At 62.5% G+C, this 17,264-nt stretch carries 11 protein-coding genes; 7 read left to right on the forward strand and 4 right to left on the reverse strand.

The window, feature by feature from the left end; translation table 11 throughout:
* Positions 1 to 5 precede the first annotated feature (5 nt).
* Positions 6 to 3,611, forward strand: a complete 3,606-nt coding sequence (locus ACIQUF_RS15435; protein ID WP_403132850.1) for a transporter substrate-binding domain-containing protein — start codon at positions 6 to 8, stop codon at positions 3,609 to 3,611.
* A gap of 36 nt (positions 3,612 to 3,647) precedes the next feature.
* Here the strand turns inward: ACIQUF_RS15435 and ACIQUF_RS15440 are convergent, their stop codons facing one another.
* Entirely contained in the window at positions 3,648 to 3,992 is a 345-nt protein-coding gene (locus ACIQUF_RS15440) for a YggL family protein (protein WP_403132852.1), read from the reverse strand.
* A 187-nt stretch (positions 3,993 to 4,179) separates the two neighbouring features.
* On the opposite strand from ACIQUF_RS15440, the gene dacB reads away from it, so the two are divergent.
* Positions 4,180 to 5,643 carry a D-alanyl-D-alanine carboxypeptidase/D-alanyl-D-alanine-endopeptidase gene (dacB, locus tag ACIQUF_RS15445; protein WP_403132853.1) on the forward strand — a complete coding sequence of 488 codons (1,464 nt, stop codon included), beginning with the start codon at positions 4,180 to 4,182 and terminating at the stop codon, positions 5,641 to 5,643.
* Positions 5,644 to 5,698: 55 nt separating this feature from the next.
* Here the strand turns inward: dacB and ACIQUF_RS15450 are convergent, their stop codons facing one another.
* Together ACIQUF_RS15450 and rlmKL are read right to left on the reverse strand one after the other, a co-directional pair.
* Positions 5,699 to 8,092 (reverse strand): diguanylate cyclase, encoded by a 2,394-nt coding sequence (locus tag ACIQUF_RS15450; protein WP_403132856.1) that lies wholly within the window; start codon positions 8,090 to 8,092, stop codon positions 5,699 to 5,701.
* Positions 8,093 to 8,187: 95 nt separating this feature from the next.
* Complete coding sequence (gene rlmKL / locus ACIQUF_RS15455) at positions 8,188 to 10,380, reverse strand: bifunctional 23S rRNA (guanine(2069)-N(7))-methyltransferase RlmK/23S rRNA (guanine(2445)-N(2))-methyltransferase RlmL (RefSeq protein ID WP_403132858.1); 2,193 nt, start codon at positions 10,378 to 10,380, stop codon at positions 8,188 to 8,190.
* Positions 10,381 to 10,941: 561 nt separating this feature from the next.
* Between rlmKL and rmf the strand changes: the two genes are divergently transcribed.
* Complete coding sequence (gene rmf, locus ACIQUF_RS15460) at positions 10,942 to 11,157, forward strand: ribosome modulation factor (protein ID WP_003248687.1); 216 nt, start codon at positions 10,942 to 10,944, stop codon at positions 11,155 to 11,157.
* A 96-nt stretch (positions 11,158 to 11,253) separates the two neighbouring features.
* Here rmf and ACIQUF_RS15465 read toward each other — a convergent pair whose 3' ends face one another.
* Positions 11,254 to 12,279 (reverse strand): quinone-dependent dihydroorotate dehydrogenase, encoded by a 1,026-nt coding sequence (locus ACIQUF_RS15465; protein ID WP_403132861.1) that lies wholly within the window; start codon positions 12,277 to 12,279, stop codon positions 11,254 to 11,256.
* Positions 12,280 to 12,408: 129 nt separating this feature from the next.
* Here ACIQUF_RS15465 and ACIQUF_RS15470 point away from each other — a divergent pair, with 129 nt between their 5' ends.
* The 4 genes from ACIQUF_RS15470 (at position 12,409) to ACIQUF_RS15485 (ending at position 17,248) form a co-directional block, all read left to right on the forward strand.
* Positions 12,409 to 13,611: a CmpA/NrtA family ABC transporter substrate-binding protein gene (locus ACIQUF_RS15470; RefSeq protein ID WP_403132863.1), complete on the forward strand. Its 1,203-nt coding sequence runs from the start codon at positions 12,409 to 12,411 to the stop codon at positions 13,609 to 13,611.
* Between the two features lie 11 nt (positions 13,612 to 13,622).
* Complete coding sequence (locus ACIQUF_RS15475; RefSeq protein WP_400799195.1) at positions 13,623 to 14,198, forward strand: ANTAR domain-containing response regulator; 576 nt, start codon at positions 13,623 to 13,625, stop codon at positions 14,196 to 14,198.
* 161 nt (positions 14,199 to 14,359) lie between these two features.
* Positions 14,360 to 15,571, forward strand: a complete 1,212-nt coding sequence (locus ACIQUF_RS15480; RefSeq protein ID WP_403132866.1) for a nitrate/nitrite transporter — start codon at positions 14,360 to 14,362, stop codon at positions 15,569 to 15,571.
* A gap of 9 nt (positions 15,572 to 15,580) precedes the next feature.
* Positions 15,581 to 17,248 (forward strand): protein kinase, encoded by a 1,668-nt coding sequence (locus ACIQUF_RS15485; protein ID WP_403132869.1) that lies wholly within the window; start codon positions 15,581 to 15,583, stop codon positions 17,246 to 17,248.
* Positions 17,249 to 17,264 lie beyond the last annotated feature (16 nt).

A 17,264-nucleotide genomic window follows, 5' to 3' on the forward strand; every position in this document is an offset into this window, starting at 1 on the left:
TTGCAATGGCGCGATCAATTGCTAGCCTGGGCCTCATGCTGGCCTTAACCAGCTTAGGCATACAAGCGTCCGAACCTGAAGCCAAACCCTATGCCCTGCTGGCGCGCTCATCCACGCCCCCCTTGCAACCGCAACTTTCGGCGCCCCAGCGGCAATGGCTGCAAGATCGCAAGCAGCTGACCCTGGGCACGTCTGCACCGGACTATCCTCCTTTCGACATCACCAGTGGCGGGCGCGACTACCAGGGTATCACCGCAGAGTATGCCAACCTGATCGGCAAATCCCTGGAGCTGCCGGTGAGGGTGCTTCGCTACGCCAGCCGGCAATCGGCGCTGCAGGCGCTCAAGCGGGGCGAGATCGACCTGCTCGGTAGCGCCAACGGCTATGAAGCCTCGACGGAAGGCCTGGCGCTCTCGCACCCGTACACGGTCGATCAGCCGGTGCTGGTGACCCGTGAGGATGAAACCCGTGCGCTGAATCAGGGCCTGGATGGTATGCGCCTGGGCATGCTGTACCACTACCTGCCCACGCAGGAAGTCAGCACTGAGTATCCCAAGGCCCAATTGCTGGCCTTCGGCTCCTCCACCCAGGCCCTGAATGCCGTGGCCTTTGGCCAAGCCGACGTATTCATCGGCGATACTATCTCGACCCACTACCAACTCAATCGCGGCCACCTGCCGCGCCTGCGGATGGCCAGCTTCGGCAAGCATGAAACCGTCGGTTTCAGCTTTGCCATGCGCGCGCAGGACATTCATTTAAGAGCACTGGTCAACGCCACCCTCGACCAACAGCCAGCCGCTGTGCGCACCAGCATTTTCAAACGCTGGAGCGCAGGCGGTGACCTGTTGCTGACTGATCGCAAACTGCAACTGACCCCGGCGGAAGAGGCGTGGCTGAGCAGCCACCCCATCATGCAGGTAGCCGTAGATGAGACCGCTGCGCCGCTCTCTTACTTCGACTCCAATGGCCATTACCGCGGGATAACCGCCGATCTGCTAGAACTGATCCGCCTGCGCACCGGCCTGCGCTTCGAGGCACAGCGAGCCAACGGCATCGCCGATATGATCAACCGGCTGGAAAGCGGCCGAGTCAACATGATCGCGGCATTGGCGGTCGACGAAATGAACGACGAGGGCCTGCACATCAGCCGCCCGTACCTCGAAAGCGCGTACGTGCTGGTGACCCGCAGCGAAAACGCACAATACACCTCGCTGGACAAGCTACGTGGCCGACGTATTGCCATTACCCGCTACAGTGCCATGGCCAAAATGCTGGCAACCCATTATCCGCAGACAGGGTGGATCGAAACCGAAAGTCCTTACTACTCCATGGCCCTGTTGAGCAGCGGTGCGGTGGACGCGGTGATCACCACGTTGATCGATGCCAGCCACGCACTGGACGGCAATACCAATCTGGTCATTCGCAGCACGATCGGCAGTGAACCTGCCCGCTTCGCCATGGCCACGACCGAACAGGCGACAGAGCTGGACTCGATTCTCGACAAGGCACTGCTGAGTATCTCCCCGGAAGAAATGGGGGTGATAAACAATCGTTGGCGGGACTACAGCACTCATGATGACGGCAATTGGCAAGGCGTTCGGCGCCTGATCCTGCAGGTGTTGCTGGGGACCGGCATGCTGTTGCTGCTGGCGCTGCTGTGGAACGCTCGCTTGCGGCGCCAGATCAAACAACGCCAGCGCGCCGAGCGCGCCTTGAACGATCAGCTGGAATTCATGGGCGCGCTGCTCAATGGTACTCCGCACCCAATGTACGTGCGTGACCGCGAGGGGTGCCTGCAAAGTTGCAATGACAGCTACCTGGAAGCGGTGCAAGCAAACCTTGACGAAGTGCTCGGCAAACGCCTGGGAGAAAGCTTGTTCTGTGCCGAAGAACACACCCGACAGATCCACGCCGACTACCTGCAGGTAATCGCCGCTGGCACTCCGCTGATCATTGATCGCCCCCTGCGGCTCAAGGAACGCGAGATCACCATCTATCACTGGATCCTGCCGTACCGTGACTCATTGGGTGAAGTCCAGGGAATCATCGGTGGCTGGATCGACATCAGCGAGCGCCGCAAGCTGGTACAGGAGCTGCGCGAGGCGAAACAACTCGCCGACGATGCCAACCGTGCCAAAAGCACCTTTCTGGCGACCATCAGCCACGAAATCCGCACCCCGATGAATGCCGTGATCGGCATGCTGGAACTGGCAGTCAAACGCGCCAACCAGGGGCAGATTGACCGCGCCTCGCTGCAGGTCGCGCACCACTCGGCCAAAGATCTGCTAGGCCTGATCGGTGACATCCTGGACATCGTGCGCATCGAATCCGGCCACCTCTCCCTTGCACCTGAGCCGGTGGAGCTGGCAGCGCTGGTTGAATCGGTGGGTCGCGTGTTCGATGGCCAAGCGCGGCAGAAAGGTCTGACGCTGGAGGTCATCGTCGCCCCAAATACTCGCTGTCACGCACTCCTCGACCCGCTGCGCTTCAAGCAGATCCTGTCCAACTTGATCAGTAATGCCATCAAGTTCACCGAACACGGCTACGTACGCATCAGCCTCGGACTGAGTGACCAGCGCACTGGCGCACCGACCTCACTGGAACTTGAAGTGCGCGACAGCGGCATCGGCATCCACGACGATGACTTGCAGCGCCTGTTCAACCCCTTCGTACAGGTCAACCCGCACAGCCAGGAGGCACGCGCGGGCACGGGGTTGGGCCTGGCGATCTGCCGCAACCTGTGTGAAATGATGGGGGGCAACCTCAGCATCAAGAGCCTGCCAGATTTTGGCACTCAGGTTCGCCTGGTAATGCCGTTGCACCGTGTCGACACCCTGCCGCCGCCTGCGCTGGAAGAAGATGACATCGAAGTGCCCGACCCACGGCTAAACGTACTGGTGGTAGACGATCACCCCGCCAACCTGTTGTTGATGGCGCAACAACTGAGCTACCTTGGCCTACGTCACACCAGCGCCAGCGAAGGCCGCGAAGGCTTGGAAAAATGGCGTGACGGCGATTTTGACGTGATTGTCCTCGACTGCAACATGCCACATATGAATGGTTACCAGCTCGCCGCCGCAATACGTGCCGAAGAACGCCAGCACCAGCACTCTCGCTGCATCATCCTGGGTTATACCGCCAATGCGCAGCCCGAAGTCAGGCAAAAGTGCTTGAGTGTCGGCATGGACGATTGCCTGCTCAAACCCATCACCCTGCGAACGCTCAGCTTGCGCTTGGCCGGCATCGCACCACAACAGAGACCGGACAATACAAGCACGGCGTTCGACCTCAAAGGTCTGCACGGTATAGTTGGCGACAACCCCGAAGACCATCAGCGCTTTTTGAGTACCGTGCACCTGAGCCTGCAACACGACATGGCGGAGCTCATGCGTCTGGATCCCGTCAACGACGCAGCGGCGATCAGCGAACAGGCACACAAGATCCTCAGCGCGGCGCGGATGCTGGAAGCACGGAACATGATGGCGGCCTGTGCGGCCCTGGAGGAAAACAGCTTGCCCACCTCACAGCTGAAGCTGCGCAGGCAGATATTGGCGCGGCATATGCGCCGCGTGGAGAAAGGCCTGGCAAAGGAGCTGGCCAAAGCTCGATGAAGCGGCGCCCATTCGGGCGACCGCTTCACACACGCATCAGGAAGCCGAGTTGATCGGCTTTTCCGGATACCAGGCATCCAGCAGTGGGCTGACTTCGATAGTAGTCAGCTCGCTGCGGCCCTTGAGCCAGGCTTCGACAGCGGCGCGCTGCTCTTCTGTGACCGAGCCACGCTCAGCTTTGCAGACCAGACCGAAGTCGTCACCGCCGACGTAGTCCAGGCCATTGGCATCCATGGCTTCTGCCAGGAAGGCGTCGAGGAAGGCATCGATGGCTTCGTCAGACAGGTCTTCCTTGAAACCCAGGTTCAGTTCGAAACCCAGCTCCTGGAATTCATCCACGCACAGCTTCTTGCGCAGACGACGGGAACGGTTGGTAGCCATGAAACAATCCTCTTGAGTAATTACGCGCGGCACTTTACCAGTTTCCGCGCCGCAACGGCGCTTTTCCGTCGAACGTGGCGCATGAACGCTGCGCTTGGGGCATAATGCCCACTATATTTCGTCGTGGGGTCATCATTTCATACAGCCCCAATATCTTTTCCCCTCGCCCGCAGGGTATTAATCTCAGATGATCAAAGCGCTCCGTCCTCTCGTTCTCGCCGGCCTCCTGTTGCCGCTCGCTCTGCCCATCCAGGCCGCTGCCGTCAACACCACGCTGCCACCGAAGGTGCAGCAGGCACTGAAAGCCAACAAACTGCAAGACAGCGCGCTGTCGCTGGTGATGCTGCCGCTCAATGGTCCCGGTACTGCTACCGTGTTCAACGCCGATGTTTCGGTCAACCCGGCCTCAACCATGAAACTGGTTACCACCTATGCGGCCCTCGAACTGCTCGGCCCGACCTTCCAGTGGAAAACCGAGTTCTACACCGACGGCACCCTGAGTAACGGCGTGCTCAACGGCAATCTGTACCTCAAGGGTGGCGGCGACCCGAAGCTGAACATGGAGAAACTCTGGTTGTTGATGCGCGACCTGCGCGCCAATGGCGTGCGGACCATCACCGGCGACCTGGTGCTGGACCGCAGCCACTTCGTGCAGCCCAACCTGCCGCAGTTCAACGACGATGGCGGTGACGTCAACAAGCCGTTTCTGGTCAAACCCGATTCCTTGCTGGTCAATCTCAAGGCCCTGCGTTTCGTTGCCCGCAACGATGGCGGCAAGGTGACCGTCGCAGTCGAGCCACCGATCGCCAGCATCCGCATCGACAACCAGGTCAAGGCCGTGGCCTCCAAACAGTGCAAAGGCGACGTGCGCTACAACCCGGTGCCTCAGCCCGACGGCATCAGCGTGGTAGTCAGCGGCCAGCTGGGCGATGGCTGCAACTCGCAGACTTATTTGTCGCTGCTCGACCACCCGACTTATGCGGCGGGTGCCGTGCGCGCCATCTGGAACGAGCTGGGCGGCAGCATTCAGGGTCGTGACCGCATCGAAAACGTGCCCAAGGGGGCTCGCCTGCTGGCACGCGCCTTCTCGCCCGACCTGGTGGAAGTGATCCGCGACATCAACAAATACAGTAACAACACCATGGCTCAACAGCTGTTCCTGAGCCTTGGCGCGCAGTTCCGTACCGATGCCGATGGCGACGATGCCCGTGCGGCCCAGCGCGTGGTGCGTCAATGGCTGGCGAAAAAGGGCATTACCGCGCCGCACCTGGTAATGGAAAACGGTTCGGGCCTGTCGCGTGCCGAACGCGTCAGCACCCGCGAGATGGCAGCGCTGCTGCAGGCCGCCTGGAACAGCCCTTACGCAGCGGAATTCATCAGTTCCATGCCGCTGGTGGGCATGGACGGCACCATGCGCAAGCGCCTCAAGCGCACGGCCATGACCGGTGAAGCGCATATCAAGACCGGCACCTTGAACACCGTACGTGCCATCGCGGGCTTCAGCCGTGACAGCAACGGCAATACCTGGGCGGTGTCGGCCATTCTCAATGATCCAAAACCCTGGGGTGCTTCGCAGGTGCTGGACCAGGTGTTGCTGGATTTGTATCGCCAGCCGAAGGTCGGTAACGCCACGACTGCGGCAGCACAGTAAATCTGGTGCAGCCTGTACCGGCCGCGAAGAGGCCGGTACAGGCCATGAGCAAATCTCAGTTCAATTCTGCTTCGACTCTATCCCGCCCGGCCTGCTTGGCCGCATACACCCCGGCATCCGCGCGCAGCAGCAAGGCATCGGCGCCCTCCCCCGGCCGCCACCCCGCCACACCAAAACTCGCGGTTACCTTGCCCACGCCCTCGACCGGCACATTGCGCACGCCCTGCCACAACTCCATGGCCAACAGCCTCGCCTGCTCCGCGTTGCTCCCCGGGCACAGCACCATGAACTCTTCCCCGCCCAGCCGGCAAAACACATCGGTGCGCCGCAAACGCTGGCCAATGCGCTGACAAAGGCTGCGCAGCACGTGGTCACCCACCGCGTGGCCGTGCTGGTCGTTGATCCGTTTGAAGTGATCGATATCGAGCATGATCACTGCCAAGTCCTGATCGTCACGCTGGGCGCGGTCCAGTTCGACCTTCAGACGCTCCTGGAAGTAGCGACGGTTATGGATGCCGGTGAGGGCATCGGTTACCGACAGCGTGCGCAAGTCTTCCTCGACGCCCTTGAGGTCGGAAATGTCGGTGAGGTAGCCATGCCACAGGGTACAACCGTTTTCGCCGACCTCCGGCGTCGCCTCCCCGCGCACCCAGCGCAAGCCAGCCTGGGGCAGGCACACGCGGTACTCTTCGCGCCAGGGCGACAGGTGTTCCGCCGAATATCGCACTGAGCGGCGCACGCGCTCCAGGTCGTCGGGGTGGATACGCTCGAACACCGCCGAGGCATCCTCGCGCAGCAGATGCAGTTCAACTTCGTAGATATCGAACAGCCCCTGGCTGGCATACGGGAAACTCGAGTGCCCATCAGGGTCCAGGCGATACTGGTAGATGCCGCCAGGCACCTCGGCACTGAGCTTTTCCAGCAGTCGGTCACGCATCGCCAGCGCCTCGTGCACACGTCGCCGCTCGGTGACATCGATACAGATTGCCAGGTAACCAACCCACAACCCCTGCTCGTCCAGCACCGCCGTCACCAGCATGTTGGCCAACAGCTGGCTGCCATCCTTGCGCACCAAGGTCCACTCGCCTGGCTCGGCGCCTCCTTCTTGTATGGTTTCGGCAAACATCGCCTGACCACCCGCAATATGCCGGCCATAGCGCACGCTCAAGGCATGAGCACGCAGGCTGAGCTCATCGGGCAGGACCAGATCCTCAAGTTGCAGATGCCCAATCGCCTCGTCAGCCGAATAGCCCAGCAACCGTTCGGCCCCGGCATTGAAGGTGCTGACCACCCCCTTGAGAGTGGTGGCGATGATGGCGACTTGGGTAGCAGCATCAAGCACGCTGCGAAGCTGGTTATGGGTTTCACGCAGCGACTGCTCGCTGACCCGCAGCTCGGCGGTGCGCTGCTCGACCAGGGTCAACGCCCTTTGCCGCTGGCTGAACAGGTTATACAACAGGGCACTGAGCAGCAGGCTCAACAGCCCGCCGAGCAAGCCAACCGCCAGTGCCGCGGAAGAGCGGTTGGCCTGCATGAACACTTGGCTTGGGCGGATATCCAGCTGAAAGTGATGGTCGGCCAGGTGCAGCAATTGCGTGCTGACCAAAGCCAACGGTGCAGCCGGGTTCTGCGAGTCGAACAACACTTCCTGGCCATCGCGCCCGCTGGGGTCGATGATACGCACCACCAGGTTGTCCTCGGCAGTGGCCGGCAAACCGTCGGTGATCAGCTGACGCAGATTGAGCAGCGCCATCACATAGCCTGCCGGCGGGCCATCGGCCTGGGCATCGGAAAACACCGGCGCCACCATCAGCAGCCCGCGTGTGTACTCCGGCACCACATTGATCATGTCCAGCGGCGCGGATACCGCCATGCTGCCAGGCAGCAAGGCACGCAGCAGGGTCTGCTCACGGGTTTCCTGGCCACGCAGGTCCAGCCCGTAGGGCTGCTGCTGCTGATGGGTGGCCTGGGTGTAGAGCACCGGGAAGTAATGATCGCGCTGCGCCGCCGGCTGCCAGTGGCCCTGGGTGTCCAGATCGCGGATTGCGTAGGGCCGCTTCAGCGCGGCACTGGCCTGACGCTCGAAGTCGCGCCGCTGCACATCGTCGACCCGCGGCGCCCAGGAATAAGCCTGAGTTCGACGCAGCAAGGGCCGCGCGTAGCCGTCGAATTCGCGTGGGGTAATCTCGTTGGAGAAACTGAAGAAGCGCCGCAAACCGTCAAGGCGTTGCTCCTGATCGTCGAAGCGTTCGGCGATACGGCTATGGCGTTCGCTGGCCAGCAGCTCGAAGCGCTGGCGCAACTGCTGCTTGTAGAACGCTTGAGTGGCCAACGCCAAGGCAACCGACAGCAAGCCGCCGGCTACCAACACCACCAACGCCAACGCCCAGGCAGCCATCGCTTCGCTGCACAGGCCCAGCACCTTCGCGCGCACGCCATACTTCGACATAGATAGATCTCATCACGTCAGCGTCCTGCGAACATTCTGGCCCTGTGCTGAGTTATAGCTATTGGCCATTAGCGATGCAACGCTACTCGTCTCATTTAGCGCAATTGCAGACGCCAAGCGCGATGGATTTTAGTGTTTCGGGCGAAGTCCGGGTCCAGGGTCTGCGCAGTGATTTCCTCCACCGCATACCGCGCCGCCAGGTGCTCATCGAGCTGGAACTTGCGGAAGTTGTTGGAGAAGTACAGCACACCACCCGGCGCCAGGCGCGCCATGGCCAGGTCGAGCAACTGCACGTGGTCACGCTGCACGTCGAACACCCCTTCCATGCGCTTGGAGTTGGAGAAGGTCGGTGGATCGATGAAGATCAGGTCATAGCTGTCGCGGTTGGCTTCCAACCAGGCCATGACATCGCCTTGCTCCAGGCGGTTGCGCTCGGAGAAGCCGTTCAGCGACAGGTTGCGGCGCGCCCAGTCCAGGTAGGTCTTGGACAGATCGACGCTGGTCGTGCTGCGTGCACCGCCCTTGGCTGCATGCACACTCGCCGTGGCGGTATAACAGAACAGGTTGAGGAAGCGTTTGCCGGCCGCCTCGCGCTGAATGCGCATGCGCATGGGGCGGTGGTCGAGGAACAGGCCGGTATCCAGGTAGTCGGTCAGGTTGACCAGCAGCTTGACGCCGCCTTCATTGACCTCCTGGAAACGCCCTTCGGTAGCCTGACGTTCATACTGGCGGGTACCGCTCTGCCGCTCGCGGCGCTTGAGCACCACGCGCTGCGGGTCGATGCCCAGCGCCTGCGGAATCGCCGACAAGGCGTCGAGCAGGCGCGTTTGAGCCTTTTCCGGGTCGATCGAGCGCGGTGCGGCGTATTCCTGCACGTGCACCCAATCCTGATAGAGGTCGACTGCCAGGGCATACTCGGGCATGTCGGCATCGTAGAGGCGGTAGCAGCTCACCTGCTCCTTGCGTGCCCACTTGCCCAGTTGCTTGAGGTTTTTCTGCAGGCGGTTGGCAAACATCTGCGCGCCTTCGGAAAGGCGGGCTTGCTGACTGGCCGCTGGTAGCTGACGACCCTCGTCGGTATTGTCGGCCTGAGCTTCGCGACGCTCGCCAGTGACGAACTGGTCAGGCTGCACCTTGAACAACAGCAACTTGCACGGCAGCGCGCCGTTCCAGAACGCGTACTGTTTGTGGCTGCGGATGCCCATCTTCTTGCCAAGCTCCGGCGCGCCGGTGAACACGGCCGCCTCCCATCCCATGCACGCCTGGCGCAAGCGTTCGCCAAGGTTCTGGTAGAGGTACAGCAAGCTGGCTTCGTCACCCAGGCGCTCGCCATACGGCGGGTTGCTGATGACCAGGCCTTTCTGGTTCTGGTCCGGACGCGGCTCGAAACTGGCGACCTCGCCCTGGTAGATCTTGATCCAGTCGCCCAGGCCTGCCCGCTCGACGTTGTTGCGCCCCGGCTGGATCAGCCGTGGGTCGGCTTCGTAGCCACGAATCCACAGCGGTGGCTTGGCCAAGCCAGCCTGGGCGCGGGCCTGGGCCTCTTCATGGACTTTGCGCCAGGTCGCCGGCACATGGCCCAGCCAGGCGCTGAAGCCCCAACGCTCGCGCTTGAGGTTTGGCGCCATGTCGGCGGCGATCATTGCCGCTTCGACCAGGAACGTACCCACGCCGCACATCGGGTCGGCCAAAGCGCCACCCTCGGCGGCGATGCGTGGCCAACCGGCGCGTATCAGCACCGCGGCTGCCAGGTTTTCCTTGAGCGGCGCGGCGCCTTGCTGCAGGCGGTAGCCGCGCTGGTGCAGGCTGTGGCCGGAGAGGTCGAGCGAGAGGATCGCCTCGCCACGGTCCAGGCGCAGGTGAACGCGCACGTCCGGGTCGATCTTCTCCACCGATGGGCGCAGACCTTCACGGTTGCGCAGCTTGTCGACGATCGCGTCCTTGACCTTGAGTGCACCGAAGTGGGTGTTGTCGATGCCCGAACCATGGCCACTGAACTCCACGGCAAGGGTGCCGTCGGCCGCCAGGTGATCGGCCCAGTCGACAGCGTTCACGCCGTCGTACAGGTCGTCGGCGTTTTTCATGTTGAAGCGTTTGAGCACCAGCAGCACGCGGTTGGCCAGGCGCGACCAAAGGCACAGGCGGTAGGCGGTTTCCATGTCGGCTTCGCCGCGAATGGCCGAGGTGTGCTCGCGCACATCGTCAAGGCCAAGGCCCTTGGCCTCTTCGGCAAGCAGGCCTTCCAGGCCTTTGGGGCAGGTGAGATAGAGTTCGAAACGGTCCGACATGAGTATTCCAGAGCCTTGGGCTATTTGAGTGACGAGGCGACGCACGCCCTGCCGATGTTTGCCCGAACGCCCTTCCAGCAAGCGTCCGAGTGGCCTTTGCTGCACGCACTATGTGCAGCGGACGGGCCAGGCCGCCTGATCGATCTGTTCTCGCCAGTGGCAGAAACAGCTTAGATCATCAGGCAGTACGAATAATTTCTGCAGATCTCGGGATCGATGTGACCCTTCGTCGCATTACCAATTATTTCTGTCACCCCGCCGCAACGCTGGCGAAATGACGTCAATGTTCAGCAAACCCCGATCACAGCGGGCCAAACGCTAAACAAGGTTGAGTCGCATTTATTTACTTATCCCCTCACCCACAGAATGGTTACCTGCTTATGACAAATCGATCATTCACACCGTGACCCGCATTCGTTAGAACTGGTCTCAGGCCGCTTCGCAACGAGGCGGCACTTTCAGCCCGCCACGCCGGCAGCGGGCGCACACCGGCAGAACGACTCTGCCCGGCCTCAGCGAGGCCGACGGGACATTACAGTCAACAAGTGAGGGCAACACCCTATGAGAAGACTTAAGCGTGATCCGTTGGAAAGAGCATATTCACGTGGCTACCAATACGGGGTCACCGGCAAATCCCGCGAACTTTGCCCTTTCAATCTTCCTTCTGTTCGCCAAGCCTGGATCAACGGCTGGCGCGAAGGTCGCGGTGATAACTGGGACGGAATGACTGGCACCGCTGGCATCCATAGACTCAACGAAAATCACGCCGTTGGCTGAACGAGGACACTGAATTCGATTTACCATGCACGCCCCATCCGGGCGGCGGGCGAAGGCCCAGGGGCCCCTTGATGGGGCCCTTTTTTATGCCTGCCTTTATATCCGTGGCATGGCCGCAATGGCATCCACCGCTTCACGAATAAGCGCTGGCCCTTTATAGATGAAGCCCGAGTAGATTTGCACCAGGCTCGCCCCGGCGGCGATCTTTTCGGCGGCATGCCGGCCTTCGGTAATACCACCCGCCGCGATGATCGGCATTTTGCCACCCAGCTCGCCCGACAGCACCTTGACGATATGCGTGCTTTTCTGCAGCACAGGTGCACCCGACAAGCCACCCGCCTCACCCCCATGCGGGAGGCTTTCGACGCCTTCACGGCCCATGGTGGTGTTGGTGGCAATCACCGCATCCATGCCCGATTCCATCAGGGTTGCTGCTACCAGCGCGGTTTCTTCATCGCTCATGTCCGGCGCGATCTTGATTGCCAGCGGCACGCGCTTGCCATGTTCGCCGGCCAGCTGTTCGCGGCGTTCGGCCAGGGCATCGAGCAGTTGCTTGAGCGAGTCGCCAAACTGCAGGCTGCGCAGGCCCGGAGTATTGGGCGAGCTGATGTTGACGGTGATGTAGCTGGCCTCGGTGTAAACCTTGTTCAGGCAGATCAGGTAATCATCGACTGCGCGCTCGACCGGGGTGTCGAAGTTCTTGCCGATATTGATCCCCAGCACGCCGTCATAACGCGACGCCCGCACGCGCTCCAGCAAGTGATCGACGCCCAGGTTGTTGAAACCCATGCGGTTGATGATCGCCGTCGCCTCGGGCAGGCGGAACAACCGCGGCTTCGGGTTGCCCGGCTGAGGGCGCGGGGTCACGGTTCCGATTTCGACGAAGCCGAAACCCAGCTGAGCAAAGCCATCGATGGCCGCGCCATTCTTGTCCAGGCCGGCCGCCAGGCCAACCGGGTTGGCGAAGTTCAAGCCCATCACGCTCACCGGCAGCGCCGCTGGCTGCTTGCACAGCACGCCGTTGAGCCCGAGGCGGCCACCGGCACCGATCAGGTCCAGGGACAGGTCATGGGAAGTTTCCGGAGAAAGCTTGAACAGCAGCTGGCGGGCCAGGGTATACATGGGCGGGCAAGGCTCAGGGGTAAGTGAGGCTGCGATTATAGCCAGCGCGCGCCCAGCATGACAGCGCCTTGGCACATGCGTTGCTACATCGCCTGCACGACTGCCTAATCCGTACAGGCGAGGATCTACGTGAATACATCTGCTCTGGCCTGGGTAAACGGCAGCGACGCGCCGGAAAAACCCAGCCTCGATATCGGCTTCATGGCCCTCACCGATTGCGCCTCGGTGGTGGTCGCCGCCACCCAGGGCTTCGCCCAGCAGCACGGCCTGACCCTCAACCTCAAGCGCCAAGGCTCATGGGCCAGCCTGCGTGACAAGCTGGCCAGCGGCGAACTGGATGCCGCACACTGCCTGTACGGCCTGGTTTACGCCGTACACCTGGGCATTGGCGGCGTACCGGCCAGCGACATGGCCGTGCTCATGGGGCTGAACCAGAATGCCCAGGCCATCAACCTGTCCCCTGCCCTGCAGCGCAAGGGCGTGACCAGCCCTGAAGCACTCGCACGCCTGGTGCACCAGGGCGGTGCGCGACTGACCTTCGCCCAGACCTTCCCCACCGGCACCCATGCCATGTGGCTGTATTACTGGCTGGCCAGCCAGGGCATCCACCCGCTGCACGACGTCAACAGTGTGGTAGTGCCACCCGCGCAGATGGCGGCGCACGTTCAGGCTGGCCGCATCGATGGCTTCTGCGTCGGTGAACCCTGGGCCGCCGCTGCCGTCGCCCAGGGCCAGGGCTTCACCTTGGCGACCAGCCAGTCGATCTGGCCCGATCACCCGGAAAAGGTCCTGGCCTGCGCACGCACCTTCGCCGAACAGTACCCCAACAGTGCACGCGCACTGATCAAGTCGATCCTCGCTGCCAGCCGTTTCATCGAGCAAAGCCAGGAAAACCGCCGCAGCGCTGCGCAGCTGCTCAGCGGCAGTGCCTACCTGGATACGCCATTCGTAACCGTCGAACCGCGCCTGCTCGGCGACTATCAGGACGGCCTCGGCAACCACTGGCAGGACCCACACGCCCTGCGCCTGTTCGACCAGGGCCGGGCCAACTTGCCTTACCTGTCCGACGGCATGTGGTTCATGACCCAGTTCCGCCGCTGGGGCCTGCTGCGCGACGACCCCGACTACCTCGGCGTAGCCCGTCAGGTGCAGCAACTGGGGCTGTACCACGAGGCCGCCGACGCCCTCGGCGTGTCCTGCCCCGCCTCGGTCATGCGCAGCAGCCTGCTGATCGACGGCATCCGCTGGGACGGCAGCGACCCGCACGGCTACGCCCGCAGCTTTCGCCTGCATGCCTTGGGCGAAATACCCAATGCCCGTACCGGTTTGTGAGGGGGACCACCATGCTGCGCATCCTGCTCATCGACGACACCCAGAACAAGCTTGGCCGCCTCAAGGCAGCGCTGCGAGAAGCTGGCTTCGAGGTGATCGAAGCGCCAGACCTGACCATCGACCTGCCCGCCTGCGTCGAAACGGTGCGACCGGATGTGGTGTTGATCGATACCGACTCGCCCGACCGCGATGTCATGGAACAAGTGGTGATGGTCAGCCGCGACCAGCCGAGGCCGATCGTGCTGTTCACCGACGAACATGACCCTGGGGTGATGCGCCAGGCGATCCAGGCAGGTGTCAGCGCCTATATCGTCGAAGGCATCCACGCCGCCCGGCTGCAGCCGATTCTCGATGTGGCCATGGCCCGCTTCGAGAGCGACCAGGCCCTTAAAGCGCAGTTGCTGGCGCGCGATCTGCAGCTGGCAGAGCGCAAACGCATCGAGCAGGCCAAGGGCTTGCTCATGAAGATGAAAGATTGCAACGAAGAGCAGGCCTATACCCTGATGCGCCGGCAGGCCATGAGCCGCCAGCAGAAGCTGATCCAGGTGGCCGAACAGATCATCGCCATGCACGAAATGCTGGGTTAGTGCCGCCAGCGATGTTGGCCCACCTTTTGCTGAACAAACCACACCGGTAGCCAACGGCGGTTGCCCACAAACCCCGACAAAGACGTCGCTCTCCCCTCCACGCCAGTGGACAGGGTAGCGACGTCTTTTTGTTTCCGTTGCATTGCCGAGTGAGGTGTTCGATGAGTACCAGCTTCTGGAAATCCGGGCATGTGCCCACGCTGTTCGCCGCGTTCCTGTATTTCGACTTGAGCTTTATGGTCTGGTACCTGCTTGGCCCGATGGCAGTACAGATCGCCACCGACCTGCAATTGACCACTCAGCAGCGCGGCCTGATGGTCGCCACGCCGATTCTGGCGGGCGCGGTGCTGCGCTTCGTCATGGGGCTGCTGGTCGACCGCCTCTCACCGAAGACCGCCGGATTGATTGGCCAGGTGATTGTCATCGTCGCCCTGGCGAGCGCCTGGTACATGGGCGTGCACACCTATGAACAGGCCCTGCTGCTCGGCGTCTTTCTCGGCGTAGCAGGCGCCTCGTTTGCCGTGTCGCTGCCCCTCGCCTCGCAATGGTACCCGCCACAGCATCAGGGCAAGGCCATGGGCATCGCCGGTGCGGGCAATTCCGGCACCGTTTTCGCCGCGTTGCTGGCACCAGTGCTGGCCGCAGGTTTCGGCTGGAACAACGTGTTCGGCTTCGCCGTGATCCCACTGGTGGTGACCTTGGTCCTGTTTACCTTGCTCGCGCGCAATGCACCACAACGACCCAAGCCAAAAGCCATGGCCGATTACCTCAAAGCCCTGGGCGACCGCGACAGTTGGTGGTTCATGTTCTTCTACAGCGTCACCTTCGGTGGCTTCATCGGCCTGGCCAGCGCCCTGCCCGGCTACTTCAGCGACCAGTATGGCCTGAGCCCGATCACTGCCGGTTATTACACCGCCGCCTGCGTCTTCGCCGGCAGCCTGATGCGCCCGCTGGGTGGCGCCTTGGCGGACCGCTTCGGCGGCATTCGCACCTTGCTGGGGATGTACAGCGTGGCGGCCATTTGCATCGCCGCCGTCGGCTTCAACCTGCCCAGCGCCGCTGCGGCCCTGGCCTTGTTCGTCAGCGCCATGCTCGGCCTTGGTGCCGGCAACGGCGCGGTATTCCAACTGGTGCCACAACGCTTTCGCCAGGAGATCGGCGTGATGACCGGCCTGATCGGCATGGCCGGCGGCATTGGCGGCTTCCTGCTGGCGGCGGGGCTTGGCACCATCAAGCAGCACACCGGCGACTATCAGCTGGGCCTGTGGTTGTTCGCCAGCCTCGGCCTGCTGGCCTGGTTTGGTCTGCATGGCGTCAAGCAACGCTGGCGCACCACCTGGGGCTCGGCTGCAGTGACTGCAGCGCGGGTCTGAGGCACATCAATGAGCCTGCAACTGAGCTTTGCCCAGGCCAGCGCCACAGGGCCACGCGCCGAAAACCAGGACGCCCTGCGCCTGGTCACCCCGGCGCCGGAGCTTGCTGCCAGCAAGGGCTACCTGTTTGCCCTGGCCGACGGCGTCAGCCAGTGCGCCGATGGCGGCCTGGCAGCACGCGCCAGCCTGCAGGCGCTGGCAATGGACTACTATGCAACCCCCGCAACCTGGGCTGTGGCCCAAGCCCTTGACCGACTGTTGCTGGCACAGAACCGCTGGCTGCGCGCCCAAGGCAGCCAGCCGCTGCTGACCACGCTCAGTGCCTTGGTACTGCGCGGTCGGCGCTTTACCTTGGCGCACATCGGCGACTGCCGTGCCTATCGCTGGCACGCCGGCCGCCTGCAATGCCTGAGTCAAGACCACGTCTGGGACCAGCCCGGCATGCAGCACGTGCTCAAACGCGCACTGGGCCTGGATCAGCACCTGCTGGTCGATTATTTGGAAGGCGAGCTGCAACCTGGCGAATGTTACCTGCTGCTTAGCGACGGGGTCTGGGCCAGCCTGGGCGACCAGCACATCCAGGCTGTACTGCGCGAGCAGCCTGATCTGCAACTGGCCGCAGACACCCTGGTCGCCAGCGCCCACCATAACGGCAGCCAGGACAACGCCAGCGCCTTGCTGGTGCGGGTCGAGCAACTGGGCACAGCCAACCTCGGCGACACCTTGGTGCAACTGCAACAATGGCCATTGCCTGGCGCGCTGCGAGAGGGCCAGACGCTCGATGGCTGGCAGGTCGAAACGCGCCTTGCGCAAAGTCGGCAATCATTGCTCTACCGCGTGCGCGACAGCCAAGGCCTGCCATGGCTGCTGAAAACCTTGCCTGCAGAGCGCAAACAGGAACCGGGTGCAGCGCAAGCGTTGTTGTTGGAAGAATGGTTCCTGCGCCGGGTTGCCGGCCGCCATTTTCCTGAACTCCACGCCGCCAGCCAGCGCAAGCATTTGTACTACGTGATGCGCGAGCACAGCGGCCGCACCCTAGCCACGCAATTTGCCGAACACGGCCCGTTGCCGCTCGCTCAGTGGCTGGAGGTGGCGCGCCAGTTGCTGCAAGCGGTCGGCGTATTGCACCGGCGTAACGTGCTGCACCGGGACATCAAACCCGAAAACCTGCACCTGGGCGACGATGGCCAGGTGCGCCTGCTGGATTTCGGCCTGGCGTATTGCCCGGGGCTGTCCGAAGACCTACAGCACGAGCTGCCCGGCACGCCATCGTATATCGCCCCGGAAGCCTTCGAGGGCCAGCCGCCGAGCCCGCGTCAGGACCTCTACGCCGCGGGCGTCACGCTCTATCACCTACTGACCGGGCACTACCCCTATGGCGAAGTCGAGGCATTCCAGCGCCCGCGCTTTGGCCAACCGGTGAATGCATCACGCTATCGCCCCGACCTGCCCGAATGGCTGCAGCACAACCTGCAGCAAGCCGTGGCGGCAGACCCTGCGCAACGCTTCGAAACCGCCGAACAGTGGCTGCTGCTGCTAGAACGCGGCGACCGTCAGGCACACAGCAACCCGCGTCGCCCGCTACTCGAACGCGAGCCGCTGAAGGTATGGCGCACCCTGGCCCTGCTGTCCCTGCTGCTCAATCTGGTGCTGCTGTTCAACTTGCTCAAGGGCTGAGCAGCATCAAATCACA

The organism is Pseudomonas sp. NPDC090233 (assembly GCF_044772285.1).
GTDB lineage: Bacteria > Pseudomonadota > Gammaproteobacteria > Pseudomonadales > Pseudomonadaceae > Aquipseudomonas.